The organism is Achromobacter sp. ACM04 (assembly GCF_014851465.1).
In the GTDB taxonomy this organism is placed as follows: domain Bacteria; phylum Pseudomonadota; class Gammaproteobacteria; order Burkholderiales; family Burkholderiaceae_B; genus Achromobacter; species Achromobacter aegrifaciens.
Window position 1 is genome coordinate 1,099,695 of sequence record NZ_JACUZS010000001.1, and the last position, 18,108, is coordinate 1,117,802.

General features: G+C 67.5%; 16 protein-coding genes. 6 read left to right on the forward strand and 10 right to left on the reverse strand.

Annotated elements, in window-relative coordinates; genetic code table 11:
- Positions 1-6: 6 nt before the first annotated feature.
- The 5 genes from IB259_RS05145 to IB259_RS05165 form a co-directional block, all read right to left on the reverse strand.
- Positions 7-978, reverse strand: coding sequence for a MoxR family ATPase (locus IB259_RS05145; protein WP_192327920.1), 972 nt, complete (start codon positions 976-978; stop codon positions 7-9).
- A 28-nt stretch (positions 979-1,006) separates the two neighbouring features.
- Complete coding sequence (locus IB259_RS05150) at positions 1,007-2,170, reverse strand: formylglycine-generating enzyme family protein (protein ID WP_054454307.1); 1,164 nt, start codon at positions 2,168-2,170, stop codon at positions 1,007-1,009.
- Positions 2,171-2,250: 80 nt separating this feature from the next.
- Complete coding sequence (locus IB259_RS05155; RefSeq protein WP_119449209.1) at positions 2,251-3,216, reverse strand: transporter; 966 nt, start codon at positions 3,214-3,216, stop codon at positions 2,251-2,253.
- Positions 3,217-3,253: 37 nt separating this feature from the next.
- Positions 3,254-4,081: a hypothetical protein gene (locus tag IB259_RS05160; RefSeq protein WP_225588733.1), complete on the reverse strand. Its 828-nt coding sequence runs from the start codon at positions 4,079-4,081 to the stop codon at positions 3,254-3,256.
- A 257-nt stretch (positions 4,082-4,338) separates the two neighbouring features.
- Positions 4,339-5,916: a TerC family protein gene (locus IB259_RS05165; protein WP_119449207.1), complete on the reverse strand. Its 1,578-nt coding sequence runs from the start codon at positions 5,914-5,916 to the stop codon at positions 4,339-4,341.
- A 737-nt stretch (positions 5,917-6,653) separates the two neighbouring features.
- Between IB259_RS05165 and IB259_RS05170 the strand changes: the two genes are divergently transcribed.
- Together IB259_RS05170 and IB259_RS05175 are read left to right on the forward strand one after the other, a co-directional pair.
- On the forward strand, positions 6,654-7,016 hold the full coding sequence (locus IB259_RS05170; RefSeq protein ID WP_192327923.1) for a hypothetical protein: 363 nt from the start codon (positions 6,654-6,656) through the stop codon (positions 7,014-7,016).
- Between the two features lie 182 nt (positions 7,017-7,198).
- Positions 7,199-7,912, forward strand: a complete 714-nt coding sequence (locus IB259_RS05175) for an MgtC/SapB family protein (RefSeq protein ID WP_119449206.1) — start codon at positions 7,199-7,201, stop codon at positions 7,910-7,912.
- A gap of 11 nt (positions 7,913-7,923) precedes the next feature.
- Here IB259_RS05175 and IB259_RS05180 read toward each other — a convergent pair whose 3' ends face one another.
- Positions 7,924-9,561 carry an ABC transporter ATP-binding protein gene (locus IB259_RS05180; RefSeq protein ID WP_192327925.1) on the reverse strand — a complete coding sequence of 546 codons (1,638 nt, stop codon included), beginning with the start codon at positions 9,559-9,561 and terminating at the stop codon, positions 7,924-7,926.
- Between the two features lie 185 nt (positions 9,562-9,746).
- On the opposite strand from IB259_RS05180, the gene IB259_RS05185 reads away from it, so the two are divergent.
- The 3 genes from IB259_RS05185 to IB259_RS05195 are packed head-to-tail and all read left to right on the forward strand — an operon-like array spanning position 9,747 to position 12,732.
- Positions 9,747-10,514, forward strand: coding sequence for an endonuclease/exonuclease/phosphatase family protein (locus tag IB259_RS05185; RefSeq protein WP_054454294.1), 768 nt, complete (start codon positions 9,747-9,749; stop codon positions 10,512-10,514).
- Positions 10,511-11,704, forward strand: a complete 1,194-nt coding sequence (gene clsB, locus IB259_RS05190) for a cardiolipin synthase ClsB (RefSeq protein WP_054454292.1) — start codon at positions 10,511-10,513, stop codon at positions 11,702-11,704. The genes IB259_RS05185 and clsB overlap by 4 nt, the downstream gene beginning before the upstream one ends.
- Positions 11,701-12,732: a lysylphosphatidylglycerol synthase domain-containing protein gene (locus tag IB259_RS05195; protein ID WP_054454290.1), complete on the forward strand. Its 1,032-nt coding sequence runs from the start codon at positions 11,701-11,703 to the stop codon at positions 12,730-12,732. The genes clsB and IB259_RS05195 overlap by 4 nt, the downstream gene beginning before the upstream one ends.
- Here IB259_RS05195 and IB259_RS05200 read toward each other — a convergent pair.
- The 4 genes from IB259_RS05200 to IB259_RS05215 form a co-directional block, all read right to left on the reverse strand.
- Positions 12,722-13,831, reverse strand: coding sequence for a DUF748 domain-containing protein (locus IB259_RS05200; protein ID WP_125472080.1), 1,110 nt, complete (start codon positions 13,829-13,831; stop codon positions 12,722-12,724). The genes IB259_RS05195 and IB259_RS05200 overlap by 11 nt on opposite strands.
- Before the next feature lie 82 nt (positions 13,832-13,913).
- Positions 13,914-14,252 (reverse strand): YqjD family protein, encoded by a 339-nt coding sequence (locus tag IB259_RS05205; protein WP_054454286.1) that lies wholly within the window; start codon positions 14,250-14,252, stop codon positions 13,914-13,916.
- A 46-nt stretch (positions 14,253-14,298) separates the two neighbouring features.
- Entirely contained in the window at positions 14,299-14,499 is a 201-nt protein-coding gene (locus IB259_RS05210) for a hypothetical protein (RefSeq protein ID WP_054454284.1), read from the reverse strand.
- A gap of 44 nt (positions 14,500-14,543) precedes the next feature.
- Complete coding sequence (locus tag IB259_RS05215) at positions 14,544-16,316, reverse strand: thiamine pyrophosphate-requiring protein (protein WP_175160545.1); 1,773 nt, start codon at positions 16,314-16,316, stop codon at positions 14,544-14,546.
- A 161-nt stretch (positions 16,317-16,477) separates the two neighbouring features.
- On the opposite strand from IB259_RS05215, the gene glgA reads away from it, so the two are divergent.
- A complete protein-coding gene (gene glgA, locus IB259_RS05220; protein WP_192327927.1) occupies positions 16,478-18,034 on the forward strand; it encodes a glycogen synthase GlgA in 1,557 nt (518 codons plus the stop codon).
- The last annotated feature ends 74 nt before the right edge of the window (positions 18,035-18,108 follow it).

Sequence of the window (18,108 nt, forward strand, 5' to 3'; positions counted from 1 at the left end):
GCGGGCTCAGACCGGCACGGCGACCGTGTCCAGCAGCTTGTCTATCACCTGGTCCGCCGAGACGCCGTCGGCGACCGCGTCATACGACAGGTGCAGGCGATGCCGCAGCACCGGCCGGGCCACGCTGCGCACATCATCGGGCGAGACATAGTCCTGCCCCGCCAGCCAGGCGTGGGCGCGCGCCACCTTGTCCAACGCGATCGCGCCGCGCGGGCTGGCGCCGACCTGGATCCAGCGCGCCAGGTCGGCGTCATGCCCGCCCGGGTGGCGGGTGGCGTTGACCAGGTCCACCAGGTACTGGTCCAGCGCTTCGGACACGTGCACCCGGTCGACCTCGGCGCGGCAGGCGAACAGGTCCTCCTGGCTCAGCGGCGCGCCGGCGGGTTCCGCGTCCTGGCGCGACTCGCCGCGCAGCATGGCCAGCATCTGCCTTTCGCTGGCGGGGTCGGGGTAGTCCAGCACGATCTTCATGATGAAGCGGTCCATCTGCGCTTCGGGCAAGGGATAGGTGCCCTCCTGCTCTATCGGGTTCTGGGTGGCCAGCACCATGAACAGCCGCGGCATGCGGTGGGTCGTGCCTGCCACGGTGATCTGGCGTTCCTCCATGGCTTCCAGCAACGCGGCCTGCACCTTGGCGGGCGCGCGGTTGATCTCGTCGGCCAGGATCAGGTTGCCGAACAGCGGCCCCTGCTGGAACTGGATGCGGCTGGCGCCCTGCGCGTCCTGCTGCAGCACCTCTGCGCCCGTGATGTCCGAAGGCAGCAGGTCGGGCGTGAACTGGATGCGGCTCATTGCCGCGGCCAGATGCTGCGCCAGCGTCTTGACGGTGCGCGTCTTGGCCAGCCCCGGCAGGCTTTCCAGCAGCAGGTGGCCGTCGGCCAACAGGCCCAGCAGCACCTCGCGGATGACGGCGGCCTGCCCCAGCACCGCGCGCGCCATGGCGCGCTCCAGTTCCAGAATGCTGTCGCGCTTGCTCATCGGCATTTCCTCTCCTGCGTGATGCCGGCTAGCGGCTGGCGATGCCGTTCCTGGCGGTCTGGGCCAGTTTCCATTGCGCGGGCGTCATGACGGTGCGGAATCCCAGGTGCGACATGCCGTTCATCGGATCCGTGCCGCGCCGGGCGCTGGTGCGGTAGCTGATGCAATAGGTGTCGCTGCACAGGAACGAGCCGCCGCGCGTCACGCGCTTGGGCGCGGCCGGCGGCACGATGCCGTCGTCGGGGTCGTAGCTGTCGGCCGGCCCCGCCGGATCCGCGGGCGGCTGGCGGTACTGCGCCTGGATCTTGAAGGCGTCGGCGCGGTACCAGTCGGCGGTCCATTGCCAGACGTTGCCGGCCATGTCGTACAGCCCATAGCCATTGGGCGAGAAGCTGCCCACCGGCATGGTGCCGACCTGTACCTTTTCATCCTTCACCACCGGAAACGGCTGCTGTTGCTGCGTGTCCCAGATATTGGCCATGGCCTTGCCCTGCGGCAGCAACTCCTCGCCCCAGGCATAGGTGGCCTGCTCCAGCCCGCCGCGCGCGGCCATTTCCCATTCGGATTCCGTCGGCAGGCGCTTGCCCGCCCATTTGGCATAGGCCATGGCGTCCTGGTACGACACCTGCACCACCGGGTGGTCGTCCTTGCCGGCGATGGAGCTGCCCGGTCCTTGCGGATGGCGCCAGTTCGCGCCGGGCACATAGCGCCACCAGCGCGAATAGTCGCGCAGCGAGACCTCGCTTTCGGTGCCGACGAACACCATGGCGCCGGGCACCAGCAGGCTGTCGTCCGGGCGCGGCGTGCCAGGCGGCAACTGCACCTTCAAGTCTTCCCACCGCGGCTTCTGCTCGGCCGTCGTGACGTAGCCGGTGGCCTCGACGAAGCGGCGGAACTGCGCGTTGGTCACGTCGTTCACGTCCATCCAGAAGCCGCTGACGGATACCTTGTGCGCCGGCATTTCATTGGGCTGGGCCAGTTTGTGGCTGCTGCCCATCAGGAACTCGCGCCCGGGTACCCAGGCCATGCCCGCCGGGCCGCTCTTGCCGTCGCCCAGCACCACCTTCACCGCTTCGGGCGGCCCGTCCTTGCCCATGACCACATAGGCGGTGCTGGCGCCCGCGCCCAGCACCACGCCGGCCAGCAGCAATGCGCTGGCGTAGCGTGTCTTTCCTGTTGTCTGCTTTGCCATTTCAATCACCCGAAAGCTGATGGTTCAGGCGTGGCGGTGCCGCGCCCGGGGCTGGCAGCCCCTTGAAATCGTGCTGACGTTCAGAACACCAGCGTCGCGGTCGCCATGACCGTATCGTTGCTGTCCAGACGCTTCGTGCTGCTGATCGTGGGTACCCAGCGCAGGCTGAGGGACAAGGAGCGCTTGTCCGCCAGCTTCGTGTCATAGGTCAGGATCGGGCCCAGCGCCCAGTCGCGCCCCTTGAAGCCGTTGAGCCGGTCGGCGGTCGGTCCCGAATCGCTGCCCAGTTGCTGGATGGTGCCCAGGATCAAGCCCGCGCTCACCCCGTTGCTGAAGATCTTGCGGCCCATCACGTCCATGCTGAACAGCGGCGCGTTGCGATAGTCCGTGGCGTTGTTGCGGGTGTAGAACTGGACGCCGGCCACGGTGTCCAGTTGAAAACCGGATTCCGGAAATATCTTGGTGTAGGCCACCTGAGGAATGAAGGTCCAGTTGTTCAGGCTGGGGTTGGCCATGTCGTCGGCGTTGTACTTGCCGGTGGGCGCCCAGATGTTCAGGCTGAGCGCCATGTGCGACGTTTCGGAAAAGTGATAGCCCGCGATGATGGGCGAGAAGTACAGGTCGAACAGGTTCGAGGCGGTATCGCTTTGGTCTATGCTGCGCCCGCCTGGTCCCGTCACGGTGGAATTCACCTTGGTCCAGACGTAGGGCAAGGTGAAGCTGGACGCGAAGTTCCAGCGCCCCGGCCCGGTGTCCCAGGTCTTGAGGACCGTGGCCAGGGTGAACGCGACTTTCGCGTCCAGGCCCAGCGAGGTACGGCCTCCTACCGGCACTTCGCGGCTGCCGCCCACGGTGCCGTCCAGGTAGATCTGCGACAGGTTGACGGCCCAGATAGGCTCGGGAGACACGATGCCGGCGTTGGGCTGCACGTTGGTGCCGGTGATCTGGCGGCCCAGCGCCCCTTCAGTGGCCCAGGCGGCAGACGGCAGGACCAATCCGGCCAGAACCGCCAACAACCCTGCAACTGCCGCAATCGCGCTCCGCATCCCTACACTCCGAAAGACCAGAAAAACGCTGACGGGATCAATTCCCGAAGGTGATGTTCAATCCGGCGAACAGCGTGAACTGAGGCAGGCCCTCCCCCTTGTGCGCAACCGTCCATTGCGGTTCCGCGAACACGTTGAAGATGTTCTTCCCGACGCGCCAGGCCTTGCCCGCGCCCAGCCCCAAGGGAATGTAGTAGTCGTTCTTCTGCAGGTCGAAGGTCCAGGTTGCGGTGGACCTCAAATACCAGCCTTGCGGCAGATTGCGTATCAGGAACGGCTGGAAGGTGGCGGTGTGCACCGTGTCGCGCGCATTCTGGCCGGCGAATGAATGCTGCCATTGCACCAGCGCGCCCAGCAGCCCTTCCTTGCTGGCATGCACCGCCACGCCGGCCAGCCCGGCGGACCATTTGCCCGCTCCCAGCTCGCTGCTGGTCGCGCTGGGCATGGTCAGCATCGGCCCCACGCCCAGGTCCACCGCGCCCTGCTGCAACAGGAAAATGTCGAACACATTGATGTCGCCCAGGCCGGTCTTGTAGCTGCCGTCGGCCTCGGGGCGCGTACTGACTGGGGCCGTGATGCGAAATATCTGCGGCACGCCGACAAGCTCGCCGGGCGCGACAGGGATCGTCGGCCGGATCAGGAAGTCGTTGGTGTGGGCGTTGCTGCCGAACAACTTCGGCGTGTAGTAATTCTGGAAATTCAACGACGCCGCCAGGTTCAGCGGGTTGTTGCTTTTGTTGGCGTCATCCGCCGACTGGGACTGGGCATGCGCAGGCTGCGCAAAGCACAGCGGCGCAGCCACCATCAGCCACGCCGCGATTCCTCTTCCACCGATTTCCTTGAATGCAGACTGCGTACTGCCCATGCGATGTACCCCGGAAAGAGATAACAAAATGCAAAGACGCGCCGTACGGAAATGCTGATTTCGGCAAACCGCGCCGAGATCCAAAGTCGTGAAATCTGTCGCAATCTTCGCACAGAGTTTTACTTTCACCAATACTGGCCATAGCCTGTGATCTATTGCTTTCAAGGCGAAAAACGGATAAGGCGCAACACACAGGCAAAAAAATGGGGATGCCCTTCAGGCATCCCCATCGTGGTGCAGGTGCCGGTCGCGCGATGTCAGCCGGCTTGCGGCGCCTCCGCGCGCATCAGGCTGGCGCGCACCTGGTCGATGCGCAGGCCGTCGCGGCGGGTGACCTCGAAGCGCCAATCGCGCCACTCGATCGCGTCCCCGGCGTCAGGGATCCGGCCGCCGGCGCGCAACAGGCAGCCGGCCAGCGTGGCGTCCGGGTACTCCTCGGCCAGGTCCGGCGCGTCCAGCAGGCGCGCGGCTTCCGCGACGGCCAGGCGGCCTTCCAGCAGCCAGGTTCCGTCCGCCAGTTGCAAGGCTTCGGGCTGGTCTTCCTGATGCTCGGGCAGGTCGCCCGCAACGGCGGTCAGCACGTCCATGGGCGTGATCAGGCCCTCGCACACGCCGTGCTCGTCGACCACGATCAGCATGTGCTCGCGCGAACCGCGCAGCTCGTCCAGCACCTTCAGCACCGGCATGGTTTCCATCACGTAGCGCGGCTCGCGCGCCAGCTCCACCAGGTCGATCGGGCCAGGGTTCTGCAGCAGCGGCAGCAGGTCCTTGAAGTGCAGCACGCCCAGCACATTGGACGGATCGCCCGCGCACAGCGGCAGGCGGGAGTGGCCGCTGCCGAACTTTCGCACGATGGCCTCCGGCGTATCGGCCACGTCCAGCCAGACCATGTCGCCGCGCGCCACCATGATGGAGCGCACGTCCCGCCCGCCGATGGACAGCACACGTTCGATCATGGTGCTTTCCTCGGGCGCGAAAGCCGGTTCGCCGTCCGCGCCGTCGACCAGCGCGGCCACCTCGTCGGCCTGGCCGGCGGACTGCCCGGCGCGGCCGGCGCGCAGCAGGCGCAACACGGCCTGCGCGGTGCGCTGGCGGCGGCCCAGGGCGTGCGTGCCTTTCACGCGATTGCGGCGCGCCAGCTGATTGCACAGCTCGATCAGGATCGAGAAGCCGATCGCGGCATACAGATAGCCCTTGGGCACGTGGAAGCCCAGGCCTTCGGCCACCAGGCTGAAGCCGATCATCAGCAAGAGGCCCAGGCACAGGATCACCACGGTCGGGTGGCGGCCCACGAAAGCCATCAGCGGGCGGCTGGCCAGCATCATCACGGCCATGGCCACGATCACCGCGATCATCATGATGCTGAGGTCCTGCACCATGCCCACGGCGGTAATCACCGAGTCCAGCGAGAACACCGCATCCAGCACCACGATCTGCAGGATCACCTGCCAGAACACGGCATGCTGCGGCTTCTGGCCTTGCTCGTGGCTGGCGCTGCCTTCCACGCGTTCATGCAGCTCCATGGTGCCCTTGAAGAGCAGGAACAGGCCGCCCAGTATCAGGATCAGGTCGCGTCCGGAGATCTCAGCGCCCAGCAGCGTGAACATGGGTTCGGTCAGCGTGACCACCCATGCGATGCTCGCCAACAGGCCCAGGCGCATCACCATCGCCAGCGTCAGGCCGATCAGCCGTGCGCGGTTGCGCTGTTCGGGCGGCAGCTTGTCGGCCAGGATGGCGATGAACACCAGGTTGTCGATACCCAGCACAATTTCAAGCACGACCAGGGTCGCCAGGCCCAGCCAGGCGGTGGGGTCGGACATCCAATCGAAAATCATCGAGATTCCATGCAAATCGGGACCGTGCGCCACGCGGCGCCGGACAGGATCAAGGGGAATGCGCCGCGGATGCGGACACGAGACTCAGTGCGGGCGCGAACGGCCCCAGGGACGGCCGGCGGAGCGCGGCCGCCCAGGCGCGGCGTGGCCGCGGCGGCGAACATGGAATCGGCTTGCGGGCTGCGCGCCCGGGCCGTGGCGGGAAGATGGGGCACCGGGCGCCGGCTTGCTTGCGGCGCCCTGCTAGAGGGTGGGTCTTCAGTCATAGATGGCGGACGGCTCAGGCTGCCGGGGCAGCAAACGGATAGAGCGCCCGCCTTGCTCTCTTTCTTACGGGAAACTGAATACTACATGAATCCGGTCTCTCCCGCATCCGAGGATCCCCAGGCAATGCCATGCTGCGGACTCGCTTCTTTGCGGCATTTTTACTGGTGTTTACCCTAGGTCGACGATATACTGCGGGCACCTTCAACTCACCAGAGATCAATGTGGACAACGACGGATGTAGTCGGAACACGACTGCAAGCGCCGCTTGACGCAGGATCCGCGGAAATAGTCCGCGCCGGTCCTGCCTGAAAGCCAGGACCCGGCTCTTCGGTCCCCGACGCGGGACCGCCAGCCCTCTCCCCTACTGCTTGCCGACGCGATGCGTTGCGCCTTGTTGCGCGCGCCTGCGCATCGGCCACGCGGCGCATGCATGTGGACCTTCCACCGTACTCCCCGCTAAGGAGACGATCATGCGTATCAAGCAATTCCAGCCCTTCCCGGACCGGACCGGCGCGGCCGCGCCCATGGCGGCAGCGCCCAAGACGGCCTCTTCCACTTACCAATTCACCATCGTGAGCCTGGGCGACACGCTCAACGCGCTGCGCAAGCAGCTCTATTTCGAACTGCGCGACCTGGACCTGCGCGTGCAGGCGGTGCGGATCTCGCGCGCCGAATCGGGTCAGTTGGCGTCCACCGTCGTCACGCTGCAATGCCCGCCGCATCTGCGCAATCTGCTGGGCGCGGTCGCCTTGCGGCTGGGCCAGAGCCCGGACGTGCGCCGGGTGCACTGGGAGTGCGAGTCCGGCGCGGCCATCGCCGTGCTGCCCGCCTGACGCCAACGCGGCAGGGAGGCTGTCATGAAAGATCCGTACAAAACCCTGATGATTGCGCGCGTCGTCCTGCTGGCGCTGATCTGGCTGGCCGGACTGCTGTTGGTCCTGGCGTCGGTCTGGCGCCTGCCCTGAGCCCGTCCGCGCCCATCCATAACATGCTGTAGAAGAAGAGAGAGAAGAAGATGAAGAACTTCGAAAACATCCAATTCATCACGCTGGCCAATACCCTGGTCAGCTTGTTGACCGCGTTCGTGCTGGGCTCCGTGGTGGGCTTTGAGCGCCAGTTCCGCCAGCGCACGGCCGGCCTGCGCACCAACGTGCTGGTGGCGGTGGGCGCCGCCATCTTCGTGGACCTGGCGTTTCGCGTGGGCGGCGCCGATGGCGGCTCGCGCGTCATTTCCTACGTGGTCTCGGGCGTGGGGTTCCTGGGCGCCGGCGCCATCATGCGCGAAGGCGGCAGCATCCGCGGCCTGAACACCGCCGCCACGCTGTGGGGCTCCGCCGCCATCGGCGCCTGCGCGGGGGCATCGTTGATCCTGGAAGCGGTCGCCGCCACAGCCTTCGTGCTGGCGGCGAACACCTTGCTGCGCCCGGTCGTCAGCTACGTCAACCGCCAGCCGGTCGACTCGCAGACCACGGAAGTCACGACCGTGATACATGTAATTGCGAACGTGGAGCAGCGGCAGGCGGCCATGACAGTGCTGGAGGACGTGCTCGAAACCGAACAGCTGCCCCTGTCCGAACTGAAGATAGACCAGTTCGGCGAGAACGAAGTCGAAATCGAGGCGGCATTGAGCGAAGCCTCGGTCGACGAGCTGGACCTGGACCGCGTGACCGCCAGCATCGCGGCCTCGCCCGCCGTGCGCACCGCCTTCTGGGCCGCCCGCACGGTATAGCGTTGCGCGGCTCAGGCCGCCTGACGCAATGCCGCCGAGGCTGGATCCCAGCGCCGACCCGGCACGGCGGCAAGCAGCGCCTGCGTGTAGGGATGCGCGGGCTGGCCGAAGACCTGGGCGCAGGCCCCCGCTTCCACCACCCGTCCATTCTGCATCACCGCGATATCGTCGCAGATTTGCGCGGCTACGCGCAGATCGTGCGTGATGAAGAGGACGGACAGGCCCAATTGCTCGCGCAGCCGCGCCAGCAGCGCCAGCACCTGCGCCTGCACCGACACGTCCAGCGCCGATACGGGCTCGTCCGCAATCAGCACGCGCGGCCGCATGGCCAGCGCGCGCGCCAGTCCGATGCGCTGACGCTGCCCGCCCGAGAACTCATGCGGATAGCGCCGCACGGCGTCCGGCGACAAGCCCACCAGTTCAAACAGTTCCTGTGCGCGCGCCAGCGCTTCCCGCCTGGGCGTGCCGTGCACGATCGGGCCGCGCGCCACGATTTCGCCGACGCGCTGGCGCGGATTCAATGAACCATAGGGATCCTGGAACACCATCTGCACCCGCCGCGCATGCTCGCGCCGTGCTGCGCCGCCATGGAGCGCCAGGGGCGCGCCGGCCAGCGTGATGCGGCCTGCGTCCGGCGGCGCCAGGCCCAGCAAGGCGCGCGCCAGCGTGGATTTGCCCGACCCGCTTTCGCCCACGATGCCCAGCGTACCGCCCTCCTTCAGTGCCAGCGTCACGTCGTCCAGCGCCCGCGTTTCGCGCCCCGGGCGGCCGAACCAGCCGCGCTTGCGGTAGGTCTTGGAGACGGCTTGCGCGCTCAGGATGATGGGCGCATCGCCCCGCAGTTCCGGCCGGACCGCGGCCGGCGCCAGCGGCGGCACCGCTGCGATCAAGGCGCGCGTGTAGGGATGCCGCGGATGCTCCAGCACCTGCCGCGCCGCGCCGCTTTCCACCAGCACGCCGCGCTGCATCACCGCGACGCGGTCGGCAATCTCGGCGACCACGCCGAAGTCGTGCGTAATGAACAGCACGGCCGTGCCCTTGCGGCGCTGCAAGTCGTGGATCAGATGCAGGATCTGCGCCTGCGTGGTGACGTCCAGCGCGGTGGTCGGTTCATCGGCGATCAGCAAGGCGGGTTCCAGGGCCAGCGCCATGGCGATCATGGCGCGTTGGCGCTGGCCGCCTGACAATTCATGCGGATAGGCGCCCAGCGCCCGTTGCGGGTCCGGCAGCCGCACGGACTCCAGCAGGTCCAGCGTGCGGCGCCGGATCTCGGCGCGTCCCAGGCGGGTATGGGTGCGGAACACTTCCGCGATCTGGTCGCCGATGGTGCGCAGCGGATTGAGCGCCGTCATCGGTTCCTGGAAGATCATGCCGATGCGCTGGCCGCGCAGCCGGCGCAAGGCCTCGGGCCCCAGCCGCAGCAGATCCTGCCCTTCCCACAGCACCTGGCCGGCGCTGGCGCGCACGTCCTGGGGCAGCAGCCCCAGGACCGCGCCGGCCGTCAGCGATTTGCCGGAGCCGCTTTCACCCACCACACAGACGATTTCGCCCGCGCTGATGTTCAGCGACAAGTCCTGCAGCGCATGCGGCCGGTCGGCGCCGGGCGGCAGGTCCACGGTCAGGTTCTGGATGCGCAGCAGTTCGGTCATGGGTCGTCCACCAGGAAGAAGCTTCGGATCGTAGGCCTGGCCTGCACGGATGAGAACTGCGCATTTCGCATTTGCTCATTCGGTTTGTGACGCAACAAGCCTGGCGGCACCCCGGCGGTTACGCCTCTTTACGTTTTGGGAACGCGGATTGCTCCGCTGTGCGGATCGACCCATCCGGAGCATCCATGCCCTCCTCCCGCTACATCGATGCCACCACGCTGACCGTGTTGACCGTGAACACGCACAAGGGCTTCACCAGCTTCAACCGCCGCTTCATGCTGCACGAACTGCGCGAGGCGCTGAGGATGGCGAGCCCCGACATCGTTTTCCTGCAGGAAGTGCTGGGAGAACACCAGGGGCACGCGGAACGGCACCAGGGCTGGCCCGCCTTGTCCCAGTACGAATTCCTGGCTGACTCGCTGTGGACGGATTTTGCCTACGGCCGCAACGCGGTCTACCCGGCGGGACATCATGGCAATGCGCTGCTGTCGAGGTATCCCATTGAACAGCACGAGAACCATGACGTGACGGTGCATGGACACGAAGGCCGCGGACTATTGCACTGCGTGCTGCGGGTGCCCTCGCTGGACATGCCCGTCCATGCCATATGCGTGCACCTGGGCCTGCTGGAAGGCCACCGGGGCAAGCAGCTGCGTCGCCTGTGCGAGCTGGTGGCGCAAGGCGTGCCCGCTGGCGAACCGCTGCTGATCGCGGGCGACTTCAACGACTGGCGCCTGCGCGCCGACGCGCTGATGCGGGATTGCGGCACACGCGAGGTCTTCACGTCGCGCCTGGGCCGCCCCGCCCGCACGTTTCCGGCGCGCTGGCCCCTGTTGCGGCTGGACCGCATCTACGTGCGCAACGTCCGGGATTGGCAACCAGTGCCGCTGGCCTCGCGGGTCTGGTCGCGCCTGTCCGACCATGTGCCGATCTGCGCGGAGATCTCGCTATGAACCTGCGCTGGCGCGAGAACAACCGCTACACGCTGCTGGAGAATGGCACGGGCTACTTTCCGGCCGTGCTCGATGCGATCGCCGCGGCGCGCGGCGAAGTGCTGGTGGAAACCTTCATCCTGTTCGACGACGCCGTGGGGCAGGAATTCCAGCGCGCCCTGATCGCCGCGGCCCGCCGCGGCGTCAGCGTGGACCTGACGGTGGACGGCTATGGCTCGGACGAGCTGGACGGCGCCTTCGTCGGCGCCATGACCGAAAGCGGCATCCGCGTCCACGTATTCGATCCCCGCCCGCGCTTTCTCGGCGTGCGCACCAATGTGTTCAGGCGCATGCACCGCAAGATCGTGGCGGTGGATCGCCAGATGGCCTTTGTCGGCGGCATCAATTTTTCCGCTGATCACCTGCCGGACTACGGGCCCCAAGCCAAGCAGGACTATGCGGTGCTGGTGGAGGGACCGCTGGCCGCGGACATCGCGGACTACGCGCGCGAGGCGCTCGCGGTGGATGCGTGGACCCGCAAGCGGCGGCGGCCGGCGCGTCTGGATCCCATGCCGGAGGGCGACGGCGGCGGCCGTCTGGTGGTGCGCGACAACATCGAGCACCAGACGGACATCGAACGTTATTACCGTGCCGGCGTGCGCGCCGCGCGCGAAGACGTGCTGATCGCCAACGCCTACTTTTTCCCTGGTTATCAGTTGCTGCACGATCTGGCCAACGCCGCTCGCCGCGGCGTGCGCGTACGGTTGCTGCTGCAAGGCGAACCCGACGTGCTGGTCGCGCGGCTGGCGGCGTCCATGCTGTATGACTATCTGATCGATGCAGGCGTCGAGATCTATGAGTACTGCAAGCGTCCGCTGCACGGCAAGGTGGCCTGCGTGGACCGCGACTGGAGCACCATCGGATCCAGCAACCTGGACCCGCTCAGCCTGGCGCTGAACCTGGAGGCCAACGTGGTGGCGCGCGACGCCGGTTTGAACGCCGCGCTGCGCCGCAGCCTGGACCGGCTCATCGAACAGGATTGCCGGCGCATCGAGCTGCCCGAGGGATCCAGGCGGCGCTTGCGGCGGCTGTGGATCGGCGTGGTGGTATTCCATTTCCTGCGGCGCTTTCCCGCCTGGGCCGGCAGCCTGCCCGCGCACAAGCCCCGCCTGAAGTCGCTGCCCATGGCGGCGCAAGAGGAGTCGGCATGAGAGTGTTCCGCTCCACGCTGACGCGCGCCTGGCGCCACCGCTGGCCGCGAGTCAAGCGTGCCTTGCCTGTGATCGTATTGGCGTTGGTGGCGGCGCTGCTGTACTACTTTGGCCGTTCGATCGACTGGGCCCAGGTCTGGGTCGCCATGCGCAGGATACCGCCGGGGACGATAGCCATCGCCGCTGCGCTGGTCGTGGCGGGCTACCTGGCGTATGGCGCCCTGGACCTGCTGGGCAAGCGCTACACCCGCCATACCCTGCCCTGGGCCAAGGCCCTGGGGGTGGCCATGATGAGCTACGCCCTGAACCTGAGCCTGGGCGTCCTGCTCGGAGGCCTGGGCGCGCGCCTCAGGCTGTACGCCCGGCTGGGCTGCCGCAAGTCGGTGGCGACCCGGGTGGCCCTGTTTTCCGCGGTCTCCAACTGGGTAGGTTACGCGTGGGTTGCTGGCGCGCTGTTCGTCGCGGGCGCCGTGCCCGTGCCGCAGGGGTGGGCCATCGGTTCGAATCTGCTACGCGTGCTGGGTGCGGCGCTGTTGTTGCTGGCGGCCGGCTACGTGGCAGTATGTGCGCGGGCCACGCGGCGGTCCTGGACCTTGATGGGACAACACGCCGTGTTGCCCCGCGCCGGCATGGCGGCGGCGCAGAGCGCGGTTGCGGCATTGTCGTGGGTGATCATGGGCGCCATCATCCACCTGCTGCTGCAGGGCAAGGCCAGTTATCCCGCGGTGCTCGGCATCCTGCTGTGCGCCAGCTTCGCGGCCTTGATCATCCGCGTGCCGGGCGGGCTGGGCACGACAGAAGCCATCTTCGTGGCCACGCTCGCGCCAGGAATCCCGGCCCCCGAGGTGCTGGGCGCGGTATTGGCCTACCGCGCGCTATATGCGTTCGCGCCTTTGTTCCTGGCGCTGGCAGCCTTTGGCGTGATGGAGGTGAAGCTCAGGCGCCGGCGCGCGCACGCGGGGGGCCACGCTCAGCCCGCCGCGGACGGCGGCCGCGGCAACAACACGGGCCAGTCGTTCAAGGTTTAGGCGTGAGCAGGTCCGACAAGGCATTGCCCAATTCCTTCACCGCGCCGGTGACGCCTTCGGCCGCGCCCTCGGCGCCCACCCCGATCGCATGGCTGAAGCCCTGAGCCACCTGGGCGGCAAAGCCGCGCGTGACGGAAAACTTGGGATTGTCCAGGTCGCCCGCCAGGGCAAAGTCGAAGCGCAGCGTGCCGCTCTGGTCCTTCAGCGCCGCTAGCACCGCCTTGCGCGGCAAGGAAAACAGGTCGCCGTTGCCGCCAAAGCGCAAGCCGCGCAGGGCCACGGTACCCGTGGCCTGCAGTTGCCGCTTGGCGATGGCGGTACGCATGTCCAGGTCCATGGCGCCCGCAGCCAAGGACGTGGCGCCGTTGTCCGCAAGGTACGGCGCGGCATGCTGGATGTCCATGTTGCGCACCGCCACCTTGATGTCGGCATCCGTGCTGCCCAGCACCAGCCAACCTTGCGCCCGTACCGTGGCCGCGCCGTTGCGGTTGCCTTCGACATTGCCGGAGAATTCCATCTCGCTGCGCGCGCCGTCGCCGGGGAGGGTCAGCGGACGCAGGCTCGCCTGGACGCCAGAAAACGGGATCCGATGCGCGGGCCGGGAGACCGCCGCGTCCTCGAAATCCAGCCGGCCGTCGCGCAGGATCAGTTGCGCGATGCGGATCGGAGTATTGCGCCGGGATTGGCCGTCATTGCCTGCGCCGGCCCGCAAGGAAGACTGCAGGGCGGGCGCGATGTCCATGTCGCCATTCGCCCTGCGCACCACGGTGAAGTCGAAGCCTTCGATGATGACGGTCTTGAAGACGGTCTCGTGCCGCAGAAAGGCAGACCACTCCGGCTCCAGGATCACGTGCCGCGCGCGGGCGCCGGCCTGCCCCGTGCCGCCCGATATCGTCACGTCCTTCAGGATCACCTGCCGGTAGCCGATATCCACCTGTCCCACCTCGCCGCGCGGCCCCAGCATGTTGGCGATGCGCTGCTCGGCGATGCGCAGGGCGGCGAACGCCAGCACGACGGCCACGGCCGCGATCAGGGTTACGACCGCGAAGGCTTTCCCCCATAGCGATCTGCGGCGTGGCGCGGCTGGGTCGAGGTTCATCGTGGATTCCGGTGTTGCGGCGCAATCCGAGCATGGTCCTGGAAACGCCCCGCCCCATCAATGGGCAAAAAGGATTAGGCGCTCAGCGGCGCTTATGGTCGGACATGAGGCACACCCCCGCCAGTACGCCGATCAGCGCCGCGCCCGCCAGGCTCTTCCAGGCGTTTTCGTGGACGTACTCGTCGGCGGCATGGGAGGCATGCCTGGCGCGGTCCCAGGCCGCCCGTTCCCAGCCCTTGGCGTGTTCGCGGGCAGCCTCCAGTTGGTGCTTGAGGCTGTCGCGCGCCGATTCGATCTCGGATCCGCCGTAGCTAGCCGTGCTGCGCAAGAGCGCCTCGGTGCCGGAGATCAGCTCGCGCATCGTGCGCGTGGCGTTGTCGGCCGGTTGAAACATGTCCCGCAATCCATGGTGCTTGTTCATACGTGCTCCTCGTGAAAAAAACTGTGCCGCGGAAGGCCGCGGTCCGTCAAAGCCTGTCGATTCCCGGCGTCTGCTGGGGATCCAGTCCCGGCATGGGGTTGGGCAGGCTGTCGGGCGGCCAACGGCCGTGCCGGTCGGTCTCATGCCCGCCAGGGTCGGGGTTGGACTGTTCGGCGGGATGCTGCTCCGGACCCGGTTGCTTGGGGTCCGCGGGCCGGGCGGGCCCGGAAGGTTTGGACTTGGTCATGGCATGCTCCTGAACGACGGAATGCGATCGATGCGGCCGCGGCCTCAACCGGCCCACCATTGCTTGATGGTCGCGCGCAAGGCCGCGCCCGCCGCGCCGCCCTCTTCCTTGCGTAGCGCCTGGAAGTACGCGGCCACCTGCCTGGCCGGGATGTGCGGCGGCAAGGGCGGCATCTCGGGGTCGGTCACCATTTCCAGCACGACCGGACGGGTTGCCGCCAGGGCTTGATCCCAGGCGTCTCCCACGGCATCCGGGCTGTCCACCCGTATGCCCTCCAGGCCTAACAGGCGGCCGTACTCCGCATAGGAAAGCTGGGGCAGCCATTGCGAATCCGCGAACCTGGGGTCGCCGCCCATGACGCGCTGCTCCCAGGTGACCAGATTCAGGTCGCCGTTGTTCAGGACCATGACGATCAAGGTCGGGTTGGCCCAGTCCTTCCAGCGGTGGGCGATGGTGATCAGCTCGTTCATGCCCAGCATCTGCATGGCGCCATCTCCGACCAGCGCAATGACGGGCCGATCCGGATGCGCCAGCTTGGCGGCAAGCGCATAAGGCACGCCGCAGCCCATGGTGGCCAGGCCGCCCGATACCGAGCCCATCATCCCTTCGCGCAGCGCGATGTCGCGCGCGTACCAGTTCGCCGCCGAGCCCGAGTCGCAGGTCAGAATGCTGCGCGGCGGCAGCCGTTTCGACAGTTCCAGGAAGGGTCGTTGCGGATTCAGCGGCTTGGCCTGCACCATTGCGCGGGCCTCCACGGTTTCGTGCCAGCGCGCGACCTTGGCCTCGATGCGTTCGCGCCAGCGGCGCGCGGTCTTGGGCTGCAATAAGGGAATCAGCGCCTGCAGGGTCAGCCGGCTGTCGCCGACCAGGCCAAGTTCCACGGGATAGCGCAGGCTGAGCTTGCGGCCGTCCAGATCGATCTGCACCGCCCTCGCCTGTCCCGGCGGCGGCAGGAATTCCGAATACGGGAACGACGTGCCCACCATCAGCAAGGTGTCGCACTCGTTCATCATGTCCCAGCTGGGCTGCGTGCCCAGCAATCCGATGCAGCCCGTGACGTACGGCAGGCTGTCGGGCACCGCCGCCTTGCCCAGCAGCGCCTTGGCCACGCCAGCGCCCAGCAGTTCAGCGGTCTGGCGCACTTCCGCGCCAGCCTGCAGCGCGCCCGCCCCGACCAGCATGGCGACCCGTTCGCCGCGGTTGAGGATGTCGGCGGCATTGCGCAACGCAGCCTCGCCGGGTACGCCGGCATGCGAGGTCAAGCCTATGCCCGTCGGCACGGTGCCATGTTCGCGGGCGGGCTTTTCCACCGCCGGCAAATCCTGCACATCGTTTGGAAAAATGACGCAGGTCACGCTGCGCCGCTCCAGGGCGATGCGCATGGCGCGGTCGATCATGTGGCGCGCCTGTTCGGCGGTCGCGGCCATCTGCACGTAATCGTGCGCCACGTCCTTGAACAGGCTGATCAGGTCGACCTCCTGCTGGTAGTCGCCGCCCAGGGCGCTGCGGGCTTGCTGGCCGACCAGGGCCACGACAGGCTGATGGTCCAGCTTGGCGTCGTACAGGCCGTTCAATAAGTGAATGGCGCCTGGACCGGAGGTCGCCAGGCAGACCCCGGCCTGGCCGGTGAACTTGGCGTGGGCGCAGGCCATGAACGCGGCGGCCTCTTCGTGGCGGGCCTGGACGAACTCCAACGGCTCCTGGGTGCGGCCGAATGCGCCGATCAGGCCATTGATGCCGTCCCCTGGGTAGCCGTAGATCCTCCTGACCCCCCATTGCGACAGCCGTTCCAGCACAAAGTCCGCCACAGTCTTCATTCGATGCTCCCGCGTTTGCCTGCATTCCGACAGAACGCCTGAATCAGCAATTGCCGTTCCCGGCGTTCTAACGCCTGCGACGGTGCCGGCGCGGGCACGGCGCTTGCGGATGAAATCCCTGCGGCGGACGCGCTCGACGATCCGCCTAAAAGGGAGTTGGCATGACAAAGATTCGAACCCTGGTAGTGGCGGGTGAAGCGTTTCCCCTGGCGAAGACGGGCGGCCTGGGGGACGCCATAACGGGCATGGCGCGCGGGCTGTGCGAAGCCGGCGTGCCCGTGACGGTGCTGCTTCCGGCCTACCGCGGCGTGCGCCAGCGGCTGGAGCGCTTGCGGGTAGTGGCGCCGCTGCACAACCTGCCGGGCGGCGAAGCGCAGCTCCTCGCGGGGCATTGCCCGCAGTCGGGGTTGGACTTCCTGCTACTGGAAAACGACGCGCTTTATGACCGGCCTGGCATCTATCTGGACGAAGACAACCGCGAGCACGCCGACAATGCGCTGCGCTACGCGGCGCTGGCCCATGCGGCGGTGCGCGTGGCGGGCGGCCTGCCCGGCATCGCGCGGCCGCAACTGCTGCATGCGCACGACTGGCACGCCGGACTCGTGCCGCTGTTGCTGCGGGAATACGGCCCGGGCGACGTCAAAAGCATCATGACCATCCACAACCTGGCGTTTCAGGGACAGTTCCCGATGGAATGCGCCGCCGCCCTGGGCATCCCTGAACGCTACCGCAACGACGAAGCCGCCGGCGCCTGGGGCCGCTTGAATTTTCTCAAGACCGGCATCCGCTACGCCGACCGCGTCACCACCGTCAGCCATACCTACGCCCGGGAAATCCTGACGCCCGCCTTCGGCTGCGGGCTGGAGGGGCTGCTGCGGCGGCGCGCCGCCGATCTGGTGGCCATCCCCAACGGCATCGACAACATGGTGTGGAATCCGGTGCGCGATCCGCATCTGGGCTCATTGCGGTTTTCGGCGCGCGGCCTGGGCCGCAAGGCTCGCTGCAAGGCGGCCCTGCAGCGCGAGTTCGAGTTGCATGAGGACGCCGAAGCCGTGCTCCTGGCGATGGGCAGCCGGCTGACGGAACAGAAGATGGCGGACGTCGCCGCGCAGGCCTTGCCGCAGGCGCTGGAACGCCACCCGCGCCTGCAGGTCGCGATTCTTGGCCAGGGCGACCGTCGCCTGGAAGAGGCCCTGAAACTGCTGTGCGCGCGCTTTCCCGGGCGCTGCGCCACCCGCATCGGCTATGACGAGGCAGTGGCGCACCGGCTGCACGCGGGCTCCGACATGCTGCTGCACGGCAGCCGCTTCGAGCCGTTCGGCCTGACGCCTCTGTACGCGATGCGCTACGGCTCCATCCCGATAGGCTCGCGCGTGGGCGGCATGGCCGACACGATCGACGATCCCGGGCCGCGCGCGCCGCTCTCGGCAATGGCCGGTTCCAACGGCTTGCTGTTCGACGGCGACGACCCTGCGGCCATGGCCGCGGCCATCGCCCGCGCCCTGAGCTTGCGCGAGGACGCCATGCTCTGGCGCACCATGCAGCGCAACGCCATGAGCGCGGATTTCAGCTGGCGCGCCGCCGTGGCGCCCTACGCCGAGCTCTATCGCGCGCTGGCCGATACCGGCAGGAGGCCCCGCGTGCCAACCGTGGCCGAGGTGGCCGCCCTGCGCGCTGGCCAGCGTTCTGGCGGGCCGTTGCCCGCGCCCGCGGTCTAGGCTCGCCCATAGGAGGAACAGCAGGTGCCCACAGCCCCGCCTATCCATCCCCACGCTCCCCTGCGCCTCTACCA

What these genes read in the sequence shown, in the direction of transcription:
- IB259_RS05145 (WP_192327920.1), bottom strand. Translation starts at nt 978, where the DNA reads ATGAGCAAGCGCGACAGCATTCTGGAACTGGAGCGCGCCATGGCGCGC.
- IB259_RS05185 (WP_054454294.1), top strand. Translation starts at nt 9,747, where the DNA reads ATGCCCTCCTCCCGCTACATCGATGCCACCACGCTGACCGTGTTGACC.
- IB259_RS05150 (WP_054454307.1), bottom strand. Translation starts at nt 2,170, where the DNA reads ATGGCAAAGCAGACAACAGGAAAGACACGCTACGCCAGCGCATTGCTG.
- IB259_RS05200 (WP_125472080.1), bottom strand. Translation starts at nt 13,831, where the DNA reads ATGAACCTCGACCCAGCCGCGCCACGCCGCAGATCGCTATGGGGGAAA.
- IB259_RS05205 (WP_054454286.1), bottom strand. Translation starts at nt 14,252, where the DNA reads ATGAACAAGCACCATGGATTGCGGGACATGTTTCAACCGGCCGACAAC.
- IB259_RS05195 (WP_054454290.1), top strand. Translation starts at nt 11,701, where the DNA reads ATGAGAGTGTTCCGCTCCACGCTGACGCGCGCCTGGCGCCACCGCTGG.
- IB259_RS05180 (WP_192327925.1), bottom strand. Translation starts at nt 9,561, where the DNA reads ATGACCGAACTGCTGCGCATCCAGAACCTGACCGTGGACCTGCCGCCC.
- IB259_RS05210 (WP_054454284.1), bottom strand. Translation starts at nt 14,499, where the DNA reads ATGACCAAGTCCAAACCTTCCGGGCCCGCCCGGCCCGCGGACCCCAAG.
- IB259_RS05170 (WP_192327923.1), top strand. Translation starts at nt 6,654, where the DNA reads ATGCGTATCAAGCAATTCCAGCCCTTCCCGGACCGGACCGGCGCGGCC.
- IB259_RS05165 (WP_119449207.1), bottom strand. Translation starts at nt 5,916, where the DNA reads ATGATTTTCGATTGGATGTCCGACCCCACCGCCTGGCTGGGCCTGGCG.
- IB259_RS05160 (WP_225588733.1), bottom strand. Translation starts at nt 4,081, where the DNA reads ATGGGCAGTACGCAGTCTGCATTCAAGGAAATCGGTGGAAGAGGAATC.
- clsB (WP_054454292.1), top strand. Translation starts at nt 10,511, where the DNA reads ATGAACCTGCGCTGGCGCGAGAACAACCGCTACACGCTGCTGGAGAAT.
- IB259_RS05175 (WP_119449206.1), top strand. Translation starts at nt 7,199, where the DNA reads ATGAAGAACTTCGAAAACATCCAATTCATCACGCTGGCCAATACCCTG.
- IB259_RS05155 (WP_119449209.1), bottom strand. Translation starts at nt 3,216, where the DNA reads ATGCGGAGCGCGATTGCGGCAGTTGCAGGGTTGTTGGCGGTTCTGGCC.
- IB259_RS05215 (WP_175160545.1), bottom strand. Translation starts at nt 16,316, where the DNA reads ATGAAGACTGTGGCGGACTTTGTGCTGGAACGGCTGTCGCAATGGGGG.
- glgA (WP_192327927.1), top strand. Translation starts at nt 16,478, where the DNA reads ATGACAAAGATTCGAACCCTGGTAGTGGCGGGTGAAGCGTTTCCCCTG.